This is a genomic window from Arthrobacter sp. Y3224198 (genome assembly GCF_059090025.1).
Genome location: NZ_JBNHFG010000050.1, coordinates 1 through 14,772 on the forward strand (window position 1 = coordinate 1; position 14,772 = coordinate 14,772).

Genomic DNA, 14,772 nt, shown 5'->3' on the forward strand with positions numbered 1-14,772 from the left:
GGCGTCATGGGAGGCGCCGGTTTCAATGCCGCGCGGGCCGGCGGCGGGTGTCCGCTCGTCCCGGCGGACCGGGTTGGCGAAGCGGCGGGCGGAAGCCTCGGTCTTGGGGCGGGCCGGGCGGGCGCGGAGCGGCAGCGCTTCCCGTGCCATCGGCACTGCGGCAGCCTCGGGGCGCTCGGCAAACTCGCGCGCGAAGAACGGCAGGTGCGGAGCCAGGGTGGTGGCGGACACCAGGCCCAGGGATCCGATCAGGGCCACCAGCGGACCAACCGCGAAGTCGGTGACGGTCTGGATAAAGAAGAACACCAGTGCCAGTACCGCGGCCACGGAAGCGAACTGGTCCAGGGACAGGGAACCGACACGGGGCTTCATGCCCGGGGCCAGGCGGCGGCCGGCAAAGAGCCCGGCGACAACCAGCGGCAGCAGGATCCCGATGCCGAGGAAGAACAGGGAGAACCCGTTCCAGAGGTTGAAGTCATCATCGAAGCCCAGGGCGCTCACCGTGAAGAACGGGAGGATGCTGCCCACCAGCATCACCAGGACGGAGGCACCCACCACTGTGTCGCGCAGGCCGAACGGACCGAAGAGAGCACTTGCGGAGCCGGCGGTGGAAGGCTGTTCGCCGGCGGCAGCAGGCGCGGCGGAGGGATGTCCGCCGGTATGCGAAGAGCCGGCCATGCCGCGGGTCTCGTTCTCAACAGGGGGGTTGTTCATACTGATCTCCATTCACGACCGCCGCCCGGCACCGCTTTACGGCCGCCGGTAACGGTAGGCCGCCTCGGTACATAAGCGGTTGCTTCCTTCAGACAGCCTAATCAACGACGGCGAGGCAGACTAGCCGAGGTGCGGCGCGCCCCGGCGCAGTGACATACCGCTCACCGCATAATCGAGCCGTTTTGTAACTCGATATGTGACCACGGACACAGCCGCGGAAATCCGGCGATAGGGTGGGTGGCAGCCATGCACGATCACCAAGTGATGGATTTTCAGCGAAGCGAAAGGGCTCAACCATGTCTGATCAGTCCCCTGCAAAGAAGCACGGAGACGCCTTCGAGAACCTGCTGCATGAACGCCGAAGCTTCCCGCCGAGCGCCGAATTTGCTGCCTCCGCAGTGGCACAGCCGTCCCTTTACGAGGAAGCATCTGCCGACGGCCCCGCATTCTGGGCCCGCCAGGCACGGGAAATCCTGTCCTGGGAGAAGGATTTCGACCAGGCCCTGGACTGGAGCGAGGCGCCCTTCGCCAAGTGGTTCGTCGGCGGCACCCTCAACGCCGCCTACAACGCCTTGGACCGGCATGTGGAGGAGGGTCGCGGGGACCGGGTTGCCATCTACTTCGAAGGCGAACCCGGCGATACCCGCACCTACACCTACGCGCAGCTGACCGAAGAAGTGAAGAAGGCAGCCAACGCCTTCGAGTCCCTGGGCGTGGCCAAGGGCGACCGGGTGGCTGTCTACCTGCCCATGATCCCCGAAGCCGTCATCACCATGCTGGCCTGCGCCCGTATCGGCGCGGTGCATTCGGTGGTGTTCGGCGGATTCTCCGCCGACGCGCTCCGGAGCAGGATTGACGACGCCGAGGCGAAACTCGTGGTGACCGCCGACGGCTCCTACCGGCGCGGCAAGCCGAGCGCGCTCAAGCCGGCGGTGGACGAGGCACTGTCCGCTCCCGGGCACACGGTTGAAAACGTGCTGGTGGTCCGCCGCAACGGCGAGGCCGTGGACTGGAACGACGGACTGGACCGGTGGTGGCACGACGTCGTCGACGCCGCGGGCGCCGAGCACACGGCCGTGGCACACGACTCGGAGCACCCGCTGTTCATCCTGTATACCTCCGGCACCACGGGAAAGCCGAAGGGCATCCTGCACACCACCGGCGGCTTCCTCACGCAGACCGCCTTTACCCACCTGAACACCTTCGACCTGCGCCCCGAGACGGACGTGTACTGGTGCACGGCGGACATCGGCTGGGTCACCGGACACAGCTACGTGGCGTACGCCCCGCTGATCAACGGCGCCACCCAGCTGATGTATGAGGGCACGCCGGACACCCCGCACCAGGGCCGCTGGTGGGAACTGGTGGAGAAGTACAAGGTTTCCATCCTCTACACCGCACCTACCGCCATCCGCACCTGCATGAAGTGGGGCCGGGACATCCCGCAGAAGTACAACCTCGAATCCATCCGGGTCCTGGGTTCGGTGGGCGAGCCGATCAATCCCGAAGCCTGGATGTGGTACCGGCAGGTCATCGGCGCCAACGGCGGCAAGAAGGAAAACCCGGCGCCGATTGTGGATACCTGGTGGCAGACCGAGACCGGCGCGCACATGATCGCACCCATGCCCGGAATCACCGCCACCAAGCCCGGTTCGGCGCAGGTGGCCGTGCCCGGTATCTCGGTGGACGTCGTCGATGAGATGGGCGAGCCGGTCCCCAACGGTTCCGGCGGCTTCCTGGTGGTCAAGGAGCCGTGGCCGTCCATGCTGCGCGGCATCTGGGGCGACCCGGAACGGTTCAAGGAAACCTACTGGTCCCGGTTCGACAACATGTACTTCGCCGGGGACGGTGCCAAGAAGGACGAGGACGGCGATATCTGGCTGCTGGGCCGCGTCGACGACGTGATGAACGTTTCCGGCCACCGGCTCTCCACCACGGAGATCGAGTCCGCCCTGGTGAGCCACCCGTCGGTGGCGGAGGCCGCCGTCGTCGGCGCCGCGGATGACACCACCGGTGAAGCCGTGGTGGCCTTCGTGATCCTTCGCGGCAGCGCCAAGGACGACGACGACATTGTCACCACCCTGCGCAACCACGTCGGCAAGGAAATCGGCCCCATCGCCAAGCCGCGGCACATCCTGGTGGTCCCCGAGCTGCCCAAGACCCGCAGCGGCAAGATCATGCGGCGCCTGCTCAAGGACGTGGCCGAGGGACGGGAAGCCGGCGATTCCAGCACGCTGGCGGACAACACGGTCATGCAGCAGATTTCCGAGTCGCTGCGGAAGTAGCGCCGGAAGAACAGCGGTTCCAACAACAGCAGGTGCCCTCCCCGGTCCGGGAGGGCACCTGCTGTTGTTCGTCCGGGTCCAGTTGTCCTGGAACCCGTTGGCGGGGGATGCTCCGCTAGCCGACGGTGACGTCGAGCTCCACCTCGATGTTGCCGCGGGTGGCGTTGGAATACGGGCAGACCTGGTGCGCTGCCTGGGTCAGCTTCTCCGCGGTGGCTTCATCCACGCCGGACATCTCCACATGGAGTTCCACGCCCAGCTTGAAACCGCCCTCGTCGTTCTTGTAGATGCTCACGTCCGCAGTAACGGCGGCATCGGCGATGGGGGCCTTCTCCATGCGGGCAACCATCTTCAGGGCGGAGAGGAAGCAGGCAGCGTAACCGGTGGCGAACAGCTGCTCCGGGTTGGTCCCCTCGCCGGATCCGCCCATCTCCACGGGAGTCGAGAGGTTGACTTCGAGCTTGCCGTCACTGGTACGGGCTTCACCGTTGCGTCCGTCGCCGGTGGCGGTGGAGGCTGCTGTGTACAAAGCGCTCATGGGAACTCCTTATGGGGGGAAACAGGTGGGGAAAACCCTGTAGGTACAAGGTAGACTAACTAGTACGTCTACAGCAACCGCCGGAGCTGCAAACCGCCGTACTGCCGGTACGGTGCCGGGAACAGGAGAAGAACCATGCCAGCCAGAACGCCCGATGTGCGTGAGCGGATCCTGCGCAGGGCGTCCAGCCTGTTTTACACCGAGGGGGTCCGGGCGGTCAGCGCGGACAAGATCATCGCCGCCGCAGGCACCACCAAGGTGACCTTCTACCGCCACTTCCGCTCCAAGGACGACCTGGTGGTGGCCTATCTGCAGGAACAGTCGGCCGGCATGCGGGAGCGGGCTGCAGCCCTTGACCCCGATGCCTGCACCGGCCTGCGCCAGCTCGCAGACGTCATGGGCACGGAAGCCTGCACCCCGGGCTTCCGCGGCTGCCCCTTCATCAACGCCGCCGCGGAGTATCCGGACCCGGACCACCCCGTGCGCGCCGTGGTGGCCGACCACCGGCACTGGCTGCACTCACTTGTTGCCGAGCGGCTGGCACGGCTGGGCGTGCAGGAAGCGGACCGGCTGGCCGACCAGCTGCTGATGCTGCGCGACGGCGCGATGGTGCACGGCTACGTCGACGACGGAACCGCTGTCGGACCCGCCCTGACCGCCGCGGGCGAAGCACTGATCCGGCCCCGGATCTCCCCGCAATAGCGGATCACGGGTTCCGGCAAAAACAGGCCAATGTGACCTTGCACTCATGCTCTTGGTGAAAGGGCCACGGGATAGGACAATTCCTTCTCGTGTCTACTTCACTCGCACCGGCCACACCGGCCGACCCCAAGTCTTCCAAGATGGCCCGCAAGGTAGCGGGCGCGTCCTTCATCGGCACCGCACTGGAGTCCTACGACTTCTATGTCTTCGGCACGGCTGCCGCCCTTATCCTCAACCGCATCTTCTTCCCGGACGTGGACGCCGCCACCGGCGTCCTGCTCTCCTTCCTGACCCTGGGCATGGGCTTCATTGCCCGGCCGGTGGGTGCGATCCTTTTCGGCCACATCGGAGACCGCGTGGGACGGAAAACGTCCCTCATCTGGACCATCGTCCTGATGGGTGTCGCTACCGGCGCCGTCGGCCTGCTCCCGGATTACAACACCATCGGCATCTGGGCTCCTCTGCTGCTGGTGGTGCTGCGCCTGCTCCAGGGCCTGGCGGTGGGCGGCGAGTGGGGCGGCTCCATCCTGATTGCCACCGAACATGCGGCACCGCGGAAACGCGCGCTCTACGCTGCCATTCCGCAGATCGGCTCCCCCGTCGGCACCATCATGGTGACCGCCACCTTCCTGCTGCTGGCCACCGTCTCCGATGAGGCGATGGAGGCCGGGGTATGGCGCATCCCGTTCCTGCTGGCCTTCCCGTTTATGGGCATCGCCCTCTACCTGCGGCTCGCCATCGAAGAGACCCCTGTTTTCAAGAGTGCTGCCAAGGCACACCGTCTCACCCGGATCCCCCTGCTCGAGGTGCTGCGTACCCAGTGGGCGGCCGTACTGGTGGCTTCCGCGGCAGCGCTGCTGGGTATCGGCTCCTACTTCCTGATGACCACCTACACCCAGTCGTACGGAACCAGGGTCCTGGGCCTGTCCGAATCCACCGTGCTTAATGCCGCCCTGGTCGGATCGGTGCTCCAGCTGGTGACCATTCCCGCCTTCGGCTTCCTGGCCAACCGGATCGGATCGGCGCGGATGGTGATGTCCGGCGCCGTGGCCACCCTGGTGATTTCCTTCCCGCTGTACTTCATCATCAGCAACGCCAACACGCCGGTCTACATCGTGACCATCCTCATCGGCGGCATTGCCCCAACGGCGGCATGGGCGGCGCTGGGCGGCCTGATGGCGGATCTGTTCCCGGCACGCACGGGCTTCACCGCCATGTCCCTGGCCTACAGCATTGCGGGCATCCTCTCCGGGTTCACGCCCTCGATCACCCAGGTCTTCTCTGAAGGCACCGGCGGCGCCTGGTGGCATCCCGGCGTCGTCCTGGCGCTGATGTCCCTGATCACCATTGCCGGTGCGCTGGCCGCACAGCACATGACCCGGCGCAACACGGCCACGGCGCCGCAGCCGGCGGGGTCCGCTCCGGCATAGTTAAGCCATGACTACAACCGGCACCCGCACCGTCCTGGTCCTCAACGGGCCCAACCTGAACCTGCTGGGGACACGCGAGCCGGCGGTTTACGGCACGTCCACCCTGGCCGATGTGGAGGCGGCTGCCCGCGCGGCAGCCGCCGTGCACGGCTGGAGCGTGGACTGCGTGCAGTCCAACCACGAGGGTGAGCTGATTGATGCCATCCACGCCGCACGCGGCACGGCGGCGGGGATCGTCATCAACCCTGCTGCCTACAGCCATACCTCGGTGGCGATTCCGGACGCACTCTCCGCCGTGGAACTGCCCGTGGTGGAGGTGCACCTGAGCAACATCCACCGGCGTGAGGAATTCCGGCACCACTCCTTCGTCTCCGCCGTGGCCGACGTGGTGATCTGCGGCGCCGGGATCAGCGGCTACCGGATGGCGGTGGACTACCTGGCACAGTCCGCGGCGGTGTCCGGTGACTGAGGTTCCGCCCACCGCGCAGCGCTACGAACGGTTCGCCCGCTACGAGGCCCGCGGCTCCTCCGATGTCTATGAACAGTGGGGCATGGAGATCAGCCGCGACCCCGAGGTGCTGGAGCTGATCGACGGGCTGCCCCGCGACAAGCGCCAACCGAACCTCGTCCTCTCCGCCGCCCTCAGCCAGGGCGCCGACGCCGGCCCCTACAACGGCTTCCGGGCCTTCCTGCGGGAGAACTGGGACCGTGTCCGGGAGGTCATCCTCAGCCGCAGCACCCAAACCAACGAGCCCCGCCGCTGCGCGGTGCTCCTGCCGGTCCTGGCCCGCATCGCCCACGACGAGGGGCGTCCCCTGGCCTTGATCGAGGTGGGCGCGTCGGCCGGCCTGTGCCTGTACCCGGACCGCTATGCCTACCGGTATGACGGAGGCCCGCTCATCAACGATCAGGGCCGCGAGGACCTGGTGCTGCAGTGCCGGACCACCGGGAATCCCCCGCTGCCGCAGGCCGTGCCCGAAATCATCCACCGCACCGGCGTGGACCTGAATCCGCTGGACCCGGCCGACCCCGACGACCGGGCCTGGCTGGACGCACTGATCTGGCCGGGCATGGAGGACCGCCGGTCGCTGCTGCGTGCCGCCGCCTCAGTCGCCGCCAAATCTCCCGCCGGGATAGACCGCGGCGACATCAACGCACACATCGCCGGCCTGGTCGAGGCAGCCCCGGCCGATGCCGCCGTCGTTGTTTTCCACACGGCGGTCCTGGCGTACCTGCCCGAAGCGGACCGGGAGATTTTCCGCGACACCATGTCCAGTTACCTGGGTATCCCCGACCGGCCGGTGCACTGGCTCTCCAACGAGGGCATGGGCGTGGTCCCCGGCTTTGCCGAACCGCCGCGGGACGCGGAACCGGGCCTGTTTGTGCTGCACCACAACGGCACACCCCTGGCGCGCACAGGCCCGCACGGACAGTCACTGGACTGGCTTGGGTGATTCCGGGCCCGGCAGGTGCCGGCCGAGCAGTTACTTGCTGGTGCAGGAACCGGCGGAGACCGGAGTACGGTACCCGGAGGCGTCCTGGATGACCGGCCCTACCTCGGCCAGCGACAGGGCGTAGCCGATCGGCTGGTCCCCGGTGGTCTTGGCGAAGATGACCCCGGCCACCCGCCCGTCGACGTCCAGCAGCGGGCCGCCGGAATTGCCCTGCTGCACATTGGCTGCCAAGGTGTAAACCTCCAGCACCTCCGGAGCCGATCCGTAGATATCGCGGACGGCCACATCGGAGAGGCCCTCCACGCTTGCCGCCTGGAGCCGGAAGGGACCGCCTGCCGGATATCCGGCGAAGGCCGCCGTGGTTCCATCCGGCAGCGGTTCACCCACCGGAATGGGAGCTGCATCCAGGTCATTGACCGAGAGGACAGCGAGGTCCCGCGCCGCATCGAAGTACACCACCCGGGCGGGCAGCACGCTTCCGTCGGGTACTTCCACCACGGGTTCGTTGACGCCGGCAACTACGTGCGCATTGGTCACCACGCGGTCATCGGCAACCACAAAACCGGAGCCGGTCTGGTTCTGCCCGCACTGGTAGGCGGTACCTGTGATCTTCAGCACGGAAGCCGATGCCGTCTCAAGCGCCGCGGAGCTGATTTCCGCACTCGGCGGCACGGCTGTTTTCGGCGCTGCACTGTCCAGGATGGTGGGCAGGCCTTCGGACACCGTGAAGGAACGGATCTGCGCACTCCAGGTCTTCACCTGTTCCGGGGTGGCATCGTCGATGGCGGTGAGGACCTTGGAGCCGGCGATCTGCTGCGAGAGGTAGGGCACGCCCAGCGTGGTCACGCTGAAGGCAAGCATCGCCATCACCAAGGCAGCGACCACCAGGTTCGCGGCACCGCCCAGCAGCCGGTCCAGGACCCGCAGCGGCGGGAAATTCAGCCAGCGCCGGATCAGTCCGCCCAGGGCCGCACCGGCCGCGTGGCCCACCAGGACCAGCACTACCGCCGTCGCAATGACCACCGTCAGCCGCCAGCCGTTGTCCGGCACCGCCCCGGCAACCAGGGGAATGGCGAAGAATGCGGCCACCGCCCCGGCGACGAATCCGACGATTCCCCCGAGGGTCACCACCAGGCCGTTTCGCAGACCCGAGACCAGGTAGAAGAGCAAAACAAGGAGCAGGATGATGTCCAGAAGTGTCAATCCGAGCACAAACAGCTCCAAAAGTGTGGTTCGGGCGGCACGGCGGGGGTAGGCCGCTGCGTTTGACGAGTTTATCTGCACAAGCTGAAGAAGCGGTTATCGGCTCCGTGCCGCGCTACGTGGTTATGCTCTCTTTTTCTCATCCATCGGCGAACAAACGTGCTTCAGGTGTCACTCGGCAGTGACGTGCGGCAAGATAATAGGTAGAGAACACTATTTACAGGAGATTTCATGGATATCGAGGTACTGCGCCGCGCGCCGTTGTTCGCCTCTCTGGGAGACGACGTTTTCGCCGCTCTGACCGAAGAGCTCACTGAGGTCGACCTATCCCGCGGAGCGTCGGTCTTCCGTGAGGGTGACCAGGGAGACCAGCTCTATTTCATCGTCTCCGGAAAAATCAAGCTCGGCCGCTCCGCGCCTGACGGCCGGGAAAACCTGCTGGCCATCCTCGGCCCGGGTGAACTGTTCGGCGAGATGGCTCTTTTCGATCCGTCGCCGCGCAACGCGACCGCAACCGCCGTTTCGGAGACCCGCCTTGCAGGGCTGAGGCACGAGAACCTGCGGGCCCTGATCGAGACCCGCCCCGAGGTTTCGGTCCAGCTGCTGCAGGCTCTGGCCCGCCGGCTGCGCCGCACCAACGAGTCGCTCGCCGACCTCGTTTTCTCCGACGTACCCGGCCGCGTGGCCAAGGCGCTGCTGGACCTGGCGGACCGCTTCGGGCGTCCTGCCACGGACGGCATCCTGGTGGCCCACGAGCTGACCCAGGAAGAACTTGCCCAGCTGGTGGGCGCCTCCCGCGAGACCGTTAACAAGGCCCTGGCCGAGTTTGTCCAGCGCGGCTGGCTGCGGCTGGAAGCCCGGGCGGTTGTCATCCTGGATGTCCAGCGGCTGCGTCAGCGCTCCCGCTAGGCCCCGGCCAGGCGAGCACACAACAACGGCGCCGGTTCCCGCTTCGGGAACCGGCGCCGTTGTTGTTCTCAGCCGTTGTTGTTCTCAGCGTCCGTGCTGGGAAGAGCCTTCCGCTGCCCCGCCGGGGCTGACGGCCAGCCGCGGCTCGCCGTCGACCTCCACCAGCTCGGGACGGTAGACGGCGGCCGGCCGGCGGCTCGACAGGTAGGCAATGCAGCCCCGCGCCGACGCGACCTTCTCCAAGGTGATCTCCACCGGAGGAACCACCAGCTCGCCCAGGGTCAGCCCCTGCGTGTCCGGGCGCCCGATCTCGTCGCCCAGGGCCGATGTCTCACGCGCTGCAATGATCTCGGTGGCAGGTTTCCATGCCGCCCAGATGCCCTTGCCTGCCAGCAGGGTCGCGTCCTGGCCGAGTGGCTGGACCGCTGCGAAATACCGGGTGTCAAAACGGCGCAGGGCAAAGTCGGGGCTGTGCCAGTTGGACAGCGGCCTCAGCAGGTCGGTCCGCAACCCCAGGCCCCTCCTGCCGAGCAGCTCGAGGAAGGAGGCGTCCTGGGCAGCGATGGCGGTGCGGGCCGCCATCCATTCGGGCCCCCGGTTGCTTTCCATCAGAGTGGATTCATCCGGACCGGCGAGCAGGATGCCGGTTTCTTCGAACAATTCCCGGATGGCTGCCACCACGTGCCGCCGGGCCAGCCGGGCGTCGTTAATGCCCATCGACTTGGCCCACGCCGCGGGTGCCGGTCCGTACCAGGCCACCTGTGCGTCGTCGTTTTCCTCCACGCTGCCGCCCGGGAAGGCGACCTTGCCCAGCGGGGACTCGCCCCGCCGGTAGGACAGGTAGGTTTCGGTGCCGCGCGGGGAGTCCCGCAGCAGCACTACCGAGGACGCCAGGCGGGGTTTGCGCGGCGTACGGTCGGTTCGTTCAAACCAGCTCTGGGCCGCCACCCGCTGATCGGGGGCCACCGGAAAGAGCCGGATAGTCGAGCTAGGCAAATTCCACGATCATTTCTACTTCCACGGGTGCGTCCAGCGGCAGGACGGCAACACCGACGGCGGAACGTGCGTGTTGGCCTGCGGCGCCGAAGATCTTTCCCAGCAGTTCCGACGCACCGTTGATCACGGCGGGCTGTCCGGTGAAGGACGGGTCGGAGGCGACAAACCCGACCACCTTCACCACGCGGCTGATCCGGTCCAGGTCACCGATCTGTGCTTTCACCGCGGCCAGGGCGTTAATGGCGCAGATGGCTGCATAGGACGCAGCATCCCCGGCGTCCACCGTGGCCCCTACCTTGCCGGTGGCGGGCAAGGCGCCGTCCACGAACGGCAGCTGGCCGGAGGTATGCACGAGGTTGCCGGTAATGACGGCCGGAACATAGGCGGCCACCGGAGCCGCAACCGAGGGAAGGGTCAGGCCCAGTTCCCGCAGGCGGATCTCAACGGCCGAGACTGCGCCGGCAGTGGCGCTCACGAGCTTTTTTCGCGTTTCATGTAGGCAACGGAACCGGTTCCGTTCGGAGCAGCGGCAATCTGCACCAGTTCCCATCCTTCGTCGCCGTGCATATTCAGGACCTGCCCGGGTGTGTGAAGTGGAAGCGGTGTAATGAAGTATTCCCATTTGGTCATAAGGGAAAGGGTAACGTGCTTGTAGACTGTCTCGCATGGCAGCACGCAAATCACCGTTCTTTGACACGGCGACCACCCTCGGAAAGCTCGTCGCGTTCTTCGGCATCAGTGCTCTTTGCGGAGTCCTGGCAGCCGGTCTCCTGGTTCCCGCGGCTGCGGCGGCAGGAACCGCCGCTTCCGGCTCCATCCAGTTCTTCGACCAGCTCCCCTCGGAGCTGAAACGCGGAGCCCTGGCGACCCCCACCAAGATCTATGCCAACGACGGCGCACTGATCGCCACGCTTTATGACGAGAACCGGCAGCCGGTGGCCCTCGACCAGGTGTCGCCGAACATGGTCAACGCCATGCTGGCCATCGAAGACGACCGGTTCTACGAACACGGCGGCGTGGATATGCAGGGCATCGTCAGCGCCTTGGTGTCCAATGCTGCCAGCGGCACCAACCGCGGTGCGTCCACCATCACGCAGCAGTACGTCAACAACGTGATCATTGACACCAATATGCAGAACGACAAAGAGGTCGTTTTCAGCGGCAACAAGGATTACGGCGACAAACTGCGGGAAATGAAACTTGCCATTGCCGTGGAGAAAGAGCTCAGCAAGGACGAGATCCTTGAGGGCTACTTCAACATCGTGCCCTTCAGCGGCAGCACGTACGGAGTACAGGCCGCCGCCCGCTACTTCTTCAACGTGGATGCCAAGGACCTCAGCATTGCGCAGTCGGCACTGCTGGCCGGCGTGGTCAACGGCCCCACCGCCTACAGCCCGGAGCTGAACCCTGACGCTTCCCTGGAACGGCGCAACCTGGTGCTCAAGCGGATGCTCGACACCGGACGCATCACCCAGGAAGAGCACGACGCCGCCGTCGCCACCGGACTGGACCTGCAAATCACCCCGGTTGCCAGCAACTGTGTCGGTGCAGCCCAGGCCCCCTATTTCTGTGACTACGTGACCCGCCTGGTCACCAATGACGAGAACTTCGGCGCTACGCTCGAGGACCGCGAGAAGCTGCTTAAGCGCGGCGGCCTCACCATCAAGACCACACTGAATTCCACCTACCAGGCCGCAGCGCAGACCGCCATCAACGAGACTGCGAACCCCGACACCACTGATGCCGAGATCGGCCACTCCATGGTGAGCGTGGAACCCGGCACGGGCAAGATCCTGGTGATGGCGCAGAACACGCGGTACACCCCGGAGCTTGCCGCCGGCAACTCCGTGCAGAACTTCAACGTGGACGTCTATCAGGACGGCAACCCGGACAAATACCTCAACGGTCTGGGCGGGTTCCAGCCCGGTTCCACGTACAAGCCGTTCACCGTTGCTGCCTGGCTGGATTCCGGCAAGACCCTGAATACCTCGTTGAACGGCTCCAAGCGTACCTACCCGGTAGGAACCCGCTGGAATGCCAGCTGCTACCCTGGCGGGGCCTACGTCAGCACCGACCCCTGGACGCCCATCAACTACGGCGACAAGAACTACAAGACCACGACCGTCCTCGACGGCCTGGCCAACTCGCTGAACACCATCACGCTGGCCTCGGCGCGTGAAATCGACCTCTGCAAGTTCCAGCAGCTGGCGTTTGCCTCCGGCGTCCATAACGGCAAGGGATCCGAAGGCGAAGAGGAAATGCTCTCCGTGGATCCGCCGTCGACCTTCGGCGGCGGCGGCGACGCCTCACCGCTGTCCATGGCCACCGGTTTTGCCACCTTCGCTGCCGACGGATTGATGTGCAAGCCCATCGCACTGGAGTCCGTCACCGGCGCCGACGGCACCGAGTACCCGGTGCCGGAACAGTCCTGCCAGCAGGCCATGCGCAAGGAAGTGGCACAGGGCGTCAACATGGCCACGCAGCGCGTGATGACCAACGGCTCCGGCATCAACCTGCAGGTGGGCGTGCCCACGGCAGGCAAGACCGGTACCAATGACTACCGTTCCCAGACCTGGTTCATGGGCTACAGCACCGGCCTGTCCACCGCTTCTTGGATCGGTAACTGGAAAGCCAACAACACCACCATGTCGGACAAGCTGATCGGCGGGCGCATCTACCCCGAAATCGACGGCTCGCTGATTGCCGGTCCGTCCTGGAAGAACTTCATCCAGCGCATTGCCGGCCAGTACCAGGCCAACCCGTTCGCCAACCCTCCGGCCAGCATGGTGGGCGGGTCACAGCCCAAGGCCACGGCACCGGCTTCACCTGCCGCCGACAAGGACCCTGCGGAGCAAAACGCTGATCCCGCAGCACCGGCCGCTCCTGCCGCTCCGGCTGCTCCCGGCACCCCGGGTGAAGGTGCCGGCAACGGCGCTGCCAACCCCGGCACGGGTCCCGGCACCGGAGCCGATGGAAACGCCGGCGGCGGGACCCCGCCCGGCGGCAATCCCGGACCCGGCACCGGGGGCAACGGTTAATGCCCGAGTCCCCCCTGGTTTCTGCAGGGCGCAAGGCCGCCTGGCTGGCTGGCGGTCTTGCCGGAACGGGGGCAGCCGCGCTGGCTTACGGCTGCCTCATTGAACGCAATCTCTTCGGTATCCGGGAGGAAACCGTCCGGGTGCTCCCGGCGGGAAGCCCTTCCCTGCGGATCCTGCACCTTTCCGACATCCATTTTGTTCCGGGCCAGGACCGGAAGGTCCGCTGGCTGCAGGACCTTGCGGACCTGGAACCGGATCTGGTGGTCAACACCGGCGACAACCTGAGCCACCTGCAGGCGGTGCCGCCGCTGCTTGAAGCGCTTAAACCGGTGATGCGTTTCCCCGGCGTATTTGTTCCGGGATCAAATGACTATTACGCCCCGGTCCTGAAGAACCCGTTCACCTATTTCACCGGGCCGTCCAAGCACAAGCGCACCCCGGACGAGCTGCCGTTTGACTCCCTGTTCGGAGCATTCCGCGAGGCGGGCTGGCTGGACCTCACCAACACCGGTGCCGTGATGGACCTGGCCGGCTTGCGGCTGAACTTCGCCGGCGTCGACGATCCCCATCTCAAACGGGACCGGTTCCAGGGATTTGCTCCCCTGCCGTCCGCCGGTGGCACCTCCCCGGCGGCCCAACAGCAGGAAGTGAAGATCGGCGTCGCGCACGCACCCTACCAACGGGTGCTCAACCAGTTCACGGGGGCAGGAGCGGAGCTCATCCTGGCTGGCCATACGCACGGCGGGCAGGTCTGCGTTCCGGGCTACGGCGCCCTGGTCAGCAACTGCGACCTGCCCACCTGGCAGGCCAAGGGACTTTCCTCCTGGGCGCACGGCGGTCGGCGCGTGCCGCTGAACGTCTCGGCCGGCATCGGCACCTCCCGGTTCGCTCCGGTGCGGTTCGCCTGCCGTCCCGAGGCCGTCCTGCTCACCCTGACCGCCCGAGGGTCCTAGCGCCCGTATCTCCTCGATCCTGACTGCGGGAGCCCCGTGGTGACGGGCCCGCCGGGCCCGGTTTCGCAGAATCGGGGTTTGTCTAGTATCCTTGTAAAGTTGCTTCGCGAGGTGGTGAACCACTTCGAAAGGCACTGGTTACGGGGTGTGGCGCAGCTTGGTAGCGCGCGTCGTTCGGGACGACGAGGTCGCAGGTTCAAATCCTGTCACCCCGACCAGCAAGGCTCCGGTCAGAGAAATCTGGCCGGGGCCTTTTGCGTTAAGCGCGGCATTGGGTGGCGGCGATTGGGGCACGTACCTGCCGGTTAAAGAGAAGTGGGGGGGGGGGGGCCCCGCCCCGCGCCCCCCCCCCCCCCCCCCCCCGCCCCCCCCCCCCCCCCCCCCGGCCCCCCCCCCCCCCCCCGCCCCCCCCCCCCCCCCCCCGCCCCCCCCGCCCCCCCCCCCCCCCGCGCCCCCCCCCCCCCCCCCCCCCCCCCCCCCCGGCGCCCCCCCCCCCGGCCCCGCCCCCCCCCCCCCGGCGCCTCGGCCCCGCCCCCCCACCCCCCCCCCC

Annotated in this window: 13 protein-coding genes, 1 tRNA gene and 1 pseudogene; 9 read left to right on the top strand and 6 right to left on the bottom strand. The window is 66.6% G+C overall.

The genetic code is table 11. The annotated features are described in order from the left end of the window. Positions 1-714, bottom strand: a pseudogene (locus AC5RUF_RS15670) (hypothetical protein); the annotation flags it as partial. Between the two features lie 296 nt (positions 715-1,010). Here AC5RUF_RS15670 and acs point away from each other — a divergent pair. After that, positions 1,011-2,999: an acetate--CoA ligase gene (gene acs / locus AC5RUF_RS15675; protein WP_493996299.1), complete on the top strand. Its 1,989-nt coding sequence runs from the start codon at positions 1,011-1,013 to the stop codon at positions 2,997-2,999. Positions 3,000-3,114: 115 nt separating this feature from the next. On the opposite strand, the gene AC5RUF_RS15680 is transcribed toward acs, so the two are convergent. Further along, positions 3,115-3,537 (bottom strand): organic hydroperoxide resistance protein, encoded by a 423-nt coding sequence (locus AC5RUF_RS15680; protein WP_493996298.1) that lies wholly within the window; start codon positions 3,535-3,537, stop codon positions 3,115-3,117. A 135-nt stretch (positions 3,538-3,672) separates the two neighbouring features. On the opposite strand from AC5RUF_RS15680, the gene AC5RUF_RS15685 reads away from it, so the two are divergent. From AC5RUF_RS15685 to AC5RUF_RS15700, 4 genes are all read left to right on the top strand, one after another. After that, on the top strand, positions 3,673-4,239 hold the full coding sequence (locus tag AC5RUF_RS15685; RefSeq protein ID WP_493996297.1) for a TetR/AcrR family transcriptional regulator: 567 nt from the start codon (positions 3,673-3,675) through the stop codon (positions 4,237-4,239). 89 nt (positions 4,240-4,328) lie between these two features. After that, positions 4,329-5,669, top strand: coding sequence for an MFS transporter (locus tag AC5RUF_RS15690; RefSeq protein ID WP_493996296.1), 1,341 nt, complete (start codon positions 4,329-4,331; stop codon positions 5,667-5,669). Positions 5,670-5,676: 7 nt separating this feature from the next. Beyond that, positions 5,677-6,138, top strand: coding sequence for a type II 3-dehydroquinate dehydratase (gene aroQ / locus AC5RUF_RS15695; RefSeq protein WP_493996295.1), 462 nt, complete (start codon positions 5,677-5,679; stop codon positions 6,136-6,138). Next, the gene (locus tag AC5RUF_RS15700; protein WP_493996294.1) at positions 6,131-7,123 is read left to right on the top strand and encodes a DUF2332 domain-containing protein; all 993 of its coding nucleotides are present in this window, start codon (positions 6,131-6,133) and stop codon (positions 7,121-7,123) included. The genes aroQ and AC5RUF_RS15700 overlap by 8 nt, the downstream gene beginning before the upstream one ends. Before the next feature lie 30 nt (positions 7,124-7,153). Here AC5RUF_RS15700 and AC5RUF_RS15705 read toward each other — a convergent pair whose 3' ends face one another. After that, on the bottom strand, positions 7,154-8,335 hold the full coding sequence (locus AC5RUF_RS15705; protein ID WP_493996293.1) for a MarP family serine protease: 1,182 nt from the start codon (positions 8,333-8,335) through the stop codon (positions 7,154-7,156). Between the two features lie 222 nt (positions 8,336-8,557). On the opposite strand from AC5RUF_RS15705, the gene AC5RUF_RS15710 reads away from it, so the two are divergent. Further along, complete coding sequence (locus AC5RUF_RS15710; protein ID WP_146360700.1) at positions 8,558-9,235, top strand: Crp/Fnr family transcriptional regulator; 678 nt, start codon at positions 8,558-8,560, stop codon at positions 9,233-9,235. A gap of 84 nt (positions 9,236-9,319) precedes the next feature. Here AC5RUF_RS15710 and AC5RUF_RS15715 read toward each other — a convergent pair whose 3' ends face one another. Genes AC5RUF_RS15715 through sp36 form a run of 3 tightly spaced genes read right to left on the bottom strand, consistent with a single transcriptional unit; the run spans position 9,320 to position 10,861 of the window. Further along, positions 9,320-10,231 carry an NUDIX hydrolase gene (locus AC5RUF_RS15715; protein WP_493996292.1) on the bottom strand — a complete coding sequence of 304 codons (912 nt, stop codon included), beginning with the start codon at positions 10,229-10,231 and terminating at the stop codon, positions 9,320-9,322. Beyond that, the gene (locus tag AC5RUF_RS15720; protein ID WP_493996291.1) at positions 10,224-10,706 is read right to left on the bottom strand and encodes a RidA family protein; all 483 of its coding nucleotides are present in this window, start codon (positions 10,704-10,706) and stop codon (positions 10,224-10,226) included. Before AC5RUF_RS15720 ends, AC5RUF_RS15715 begins: the two co-directional genes overlap by 8 nt. Next, positions 10,703-10,861 (bottom strand): Sp36 family protein, encoded by a 159-nt coding sequence (gene sp36 / locus AC5RUF_RS15725; protein ID WP_493996290.1) that lies wholly within the window; start codon positions 10,859-10,861, stop codon positions 10,703-10,705. Before sp36 ends, AC5RUF_RS15720 begins: the two co-directional genes overlap by 4 nt. A 35-nt stretch (positions 10,862-10,896) precedes the next feature. Here sp36 and AC5RUF_RS15730 point away from each other — a divergent pair, with 35 nt between their 5' ends. The 3 genes from AC5RUF_RS15730 (at position 10,897) to AC5RUF_RS15740 (ending at position 14,440) form a co-directional block, all read left to right on the top strand. Continuing rightward, positions 10,897-13,269 (top strand): transglycosylase domain-containing protein, encoded by a 2,373-nt coding sequence (locus tag AC5RUF_RS15730; protein WP_494131207.1) that lies wholly within the window; start codon positions 10,897-10,899, stop codon positions 13,267-13,269. Next, positions 13,269-14,222, top strand: a complete 954-nt coding sequence (locus tag AC5RUF_RS15735; protein WP_494131208.1) for a metallophosphoesterase — start codon at positions 13,269-13,271, stop codon at positions 14,220-14,222. Before AC5RUF_RS15730 ends, AC5RUF_RS15735 begins: the two co-directional genes overlap by 1 nt. 141 nt (positions 14,223-14,363) lie before the next feature. Continuing rightward, positions 14,364-14,440, top strand: a tRNA-Pro gene (locus tag AC5RUF_RS15740). Positions 14,441-14,772 lie beyond the last annotated feature (332 nt).

Coding starts and splice junctions, on each gene's coding strand:
- acs (WP_493996299.1), top strand. CDS start 1,011: ATGTCTGATCAGTCCCCTGCAAAGAAGCACGGAGACGCCTTCGAGAAC.
- AC5RUF_RS15680 (WP_493996298.1), bottom strand. CDS start 3,537: ATGAGCGCTTTGTACACAGCAGCCTCCACCGCCACCGGCGACGGACGC.
- AC5RUF_RS15685 (WP_493996297.1), top strand. CDS start 3,673: ATGCCAGCCAGAACGCCCGATGTGCGTGAGCGGATCCTGCGCAGGGCG.
- aroQ (WP_493996295.1), top strand. CDS start 5,677: ATGACTACAACCGGCACCCGCACCGTCCTGGTCCTCAACGGGCCCAAC.
- AC5RUF_RS15710 (WP_146360700.1), top strand. CDS start 8,558: ATGGATATCGAGGTACTGCGCCGCGCGCCGTTGTTCGCCTCTCTGGGA.
- sp36 (WP_493996290.1), bottom strand. CDS start 10,861: ATGACCAAATGGGAATACTTCATTACACCGCTTCCACTTCACACACCC.
- AC5RUF_RS15730 (WP_494131207.1), top strand. CDS start 10,897: ATGGCAGCACGCAAATCACCGTTCTTTGACACGGCGACCACCCTCGGA.
- AC5RUF_RS15735 (WP_494131208.1), top strand. CDS start 13,269: ATGCCCGAGTCCCCCCTGGTTTCTGCAGGGCGCAAGGCCGCCTGGCTG.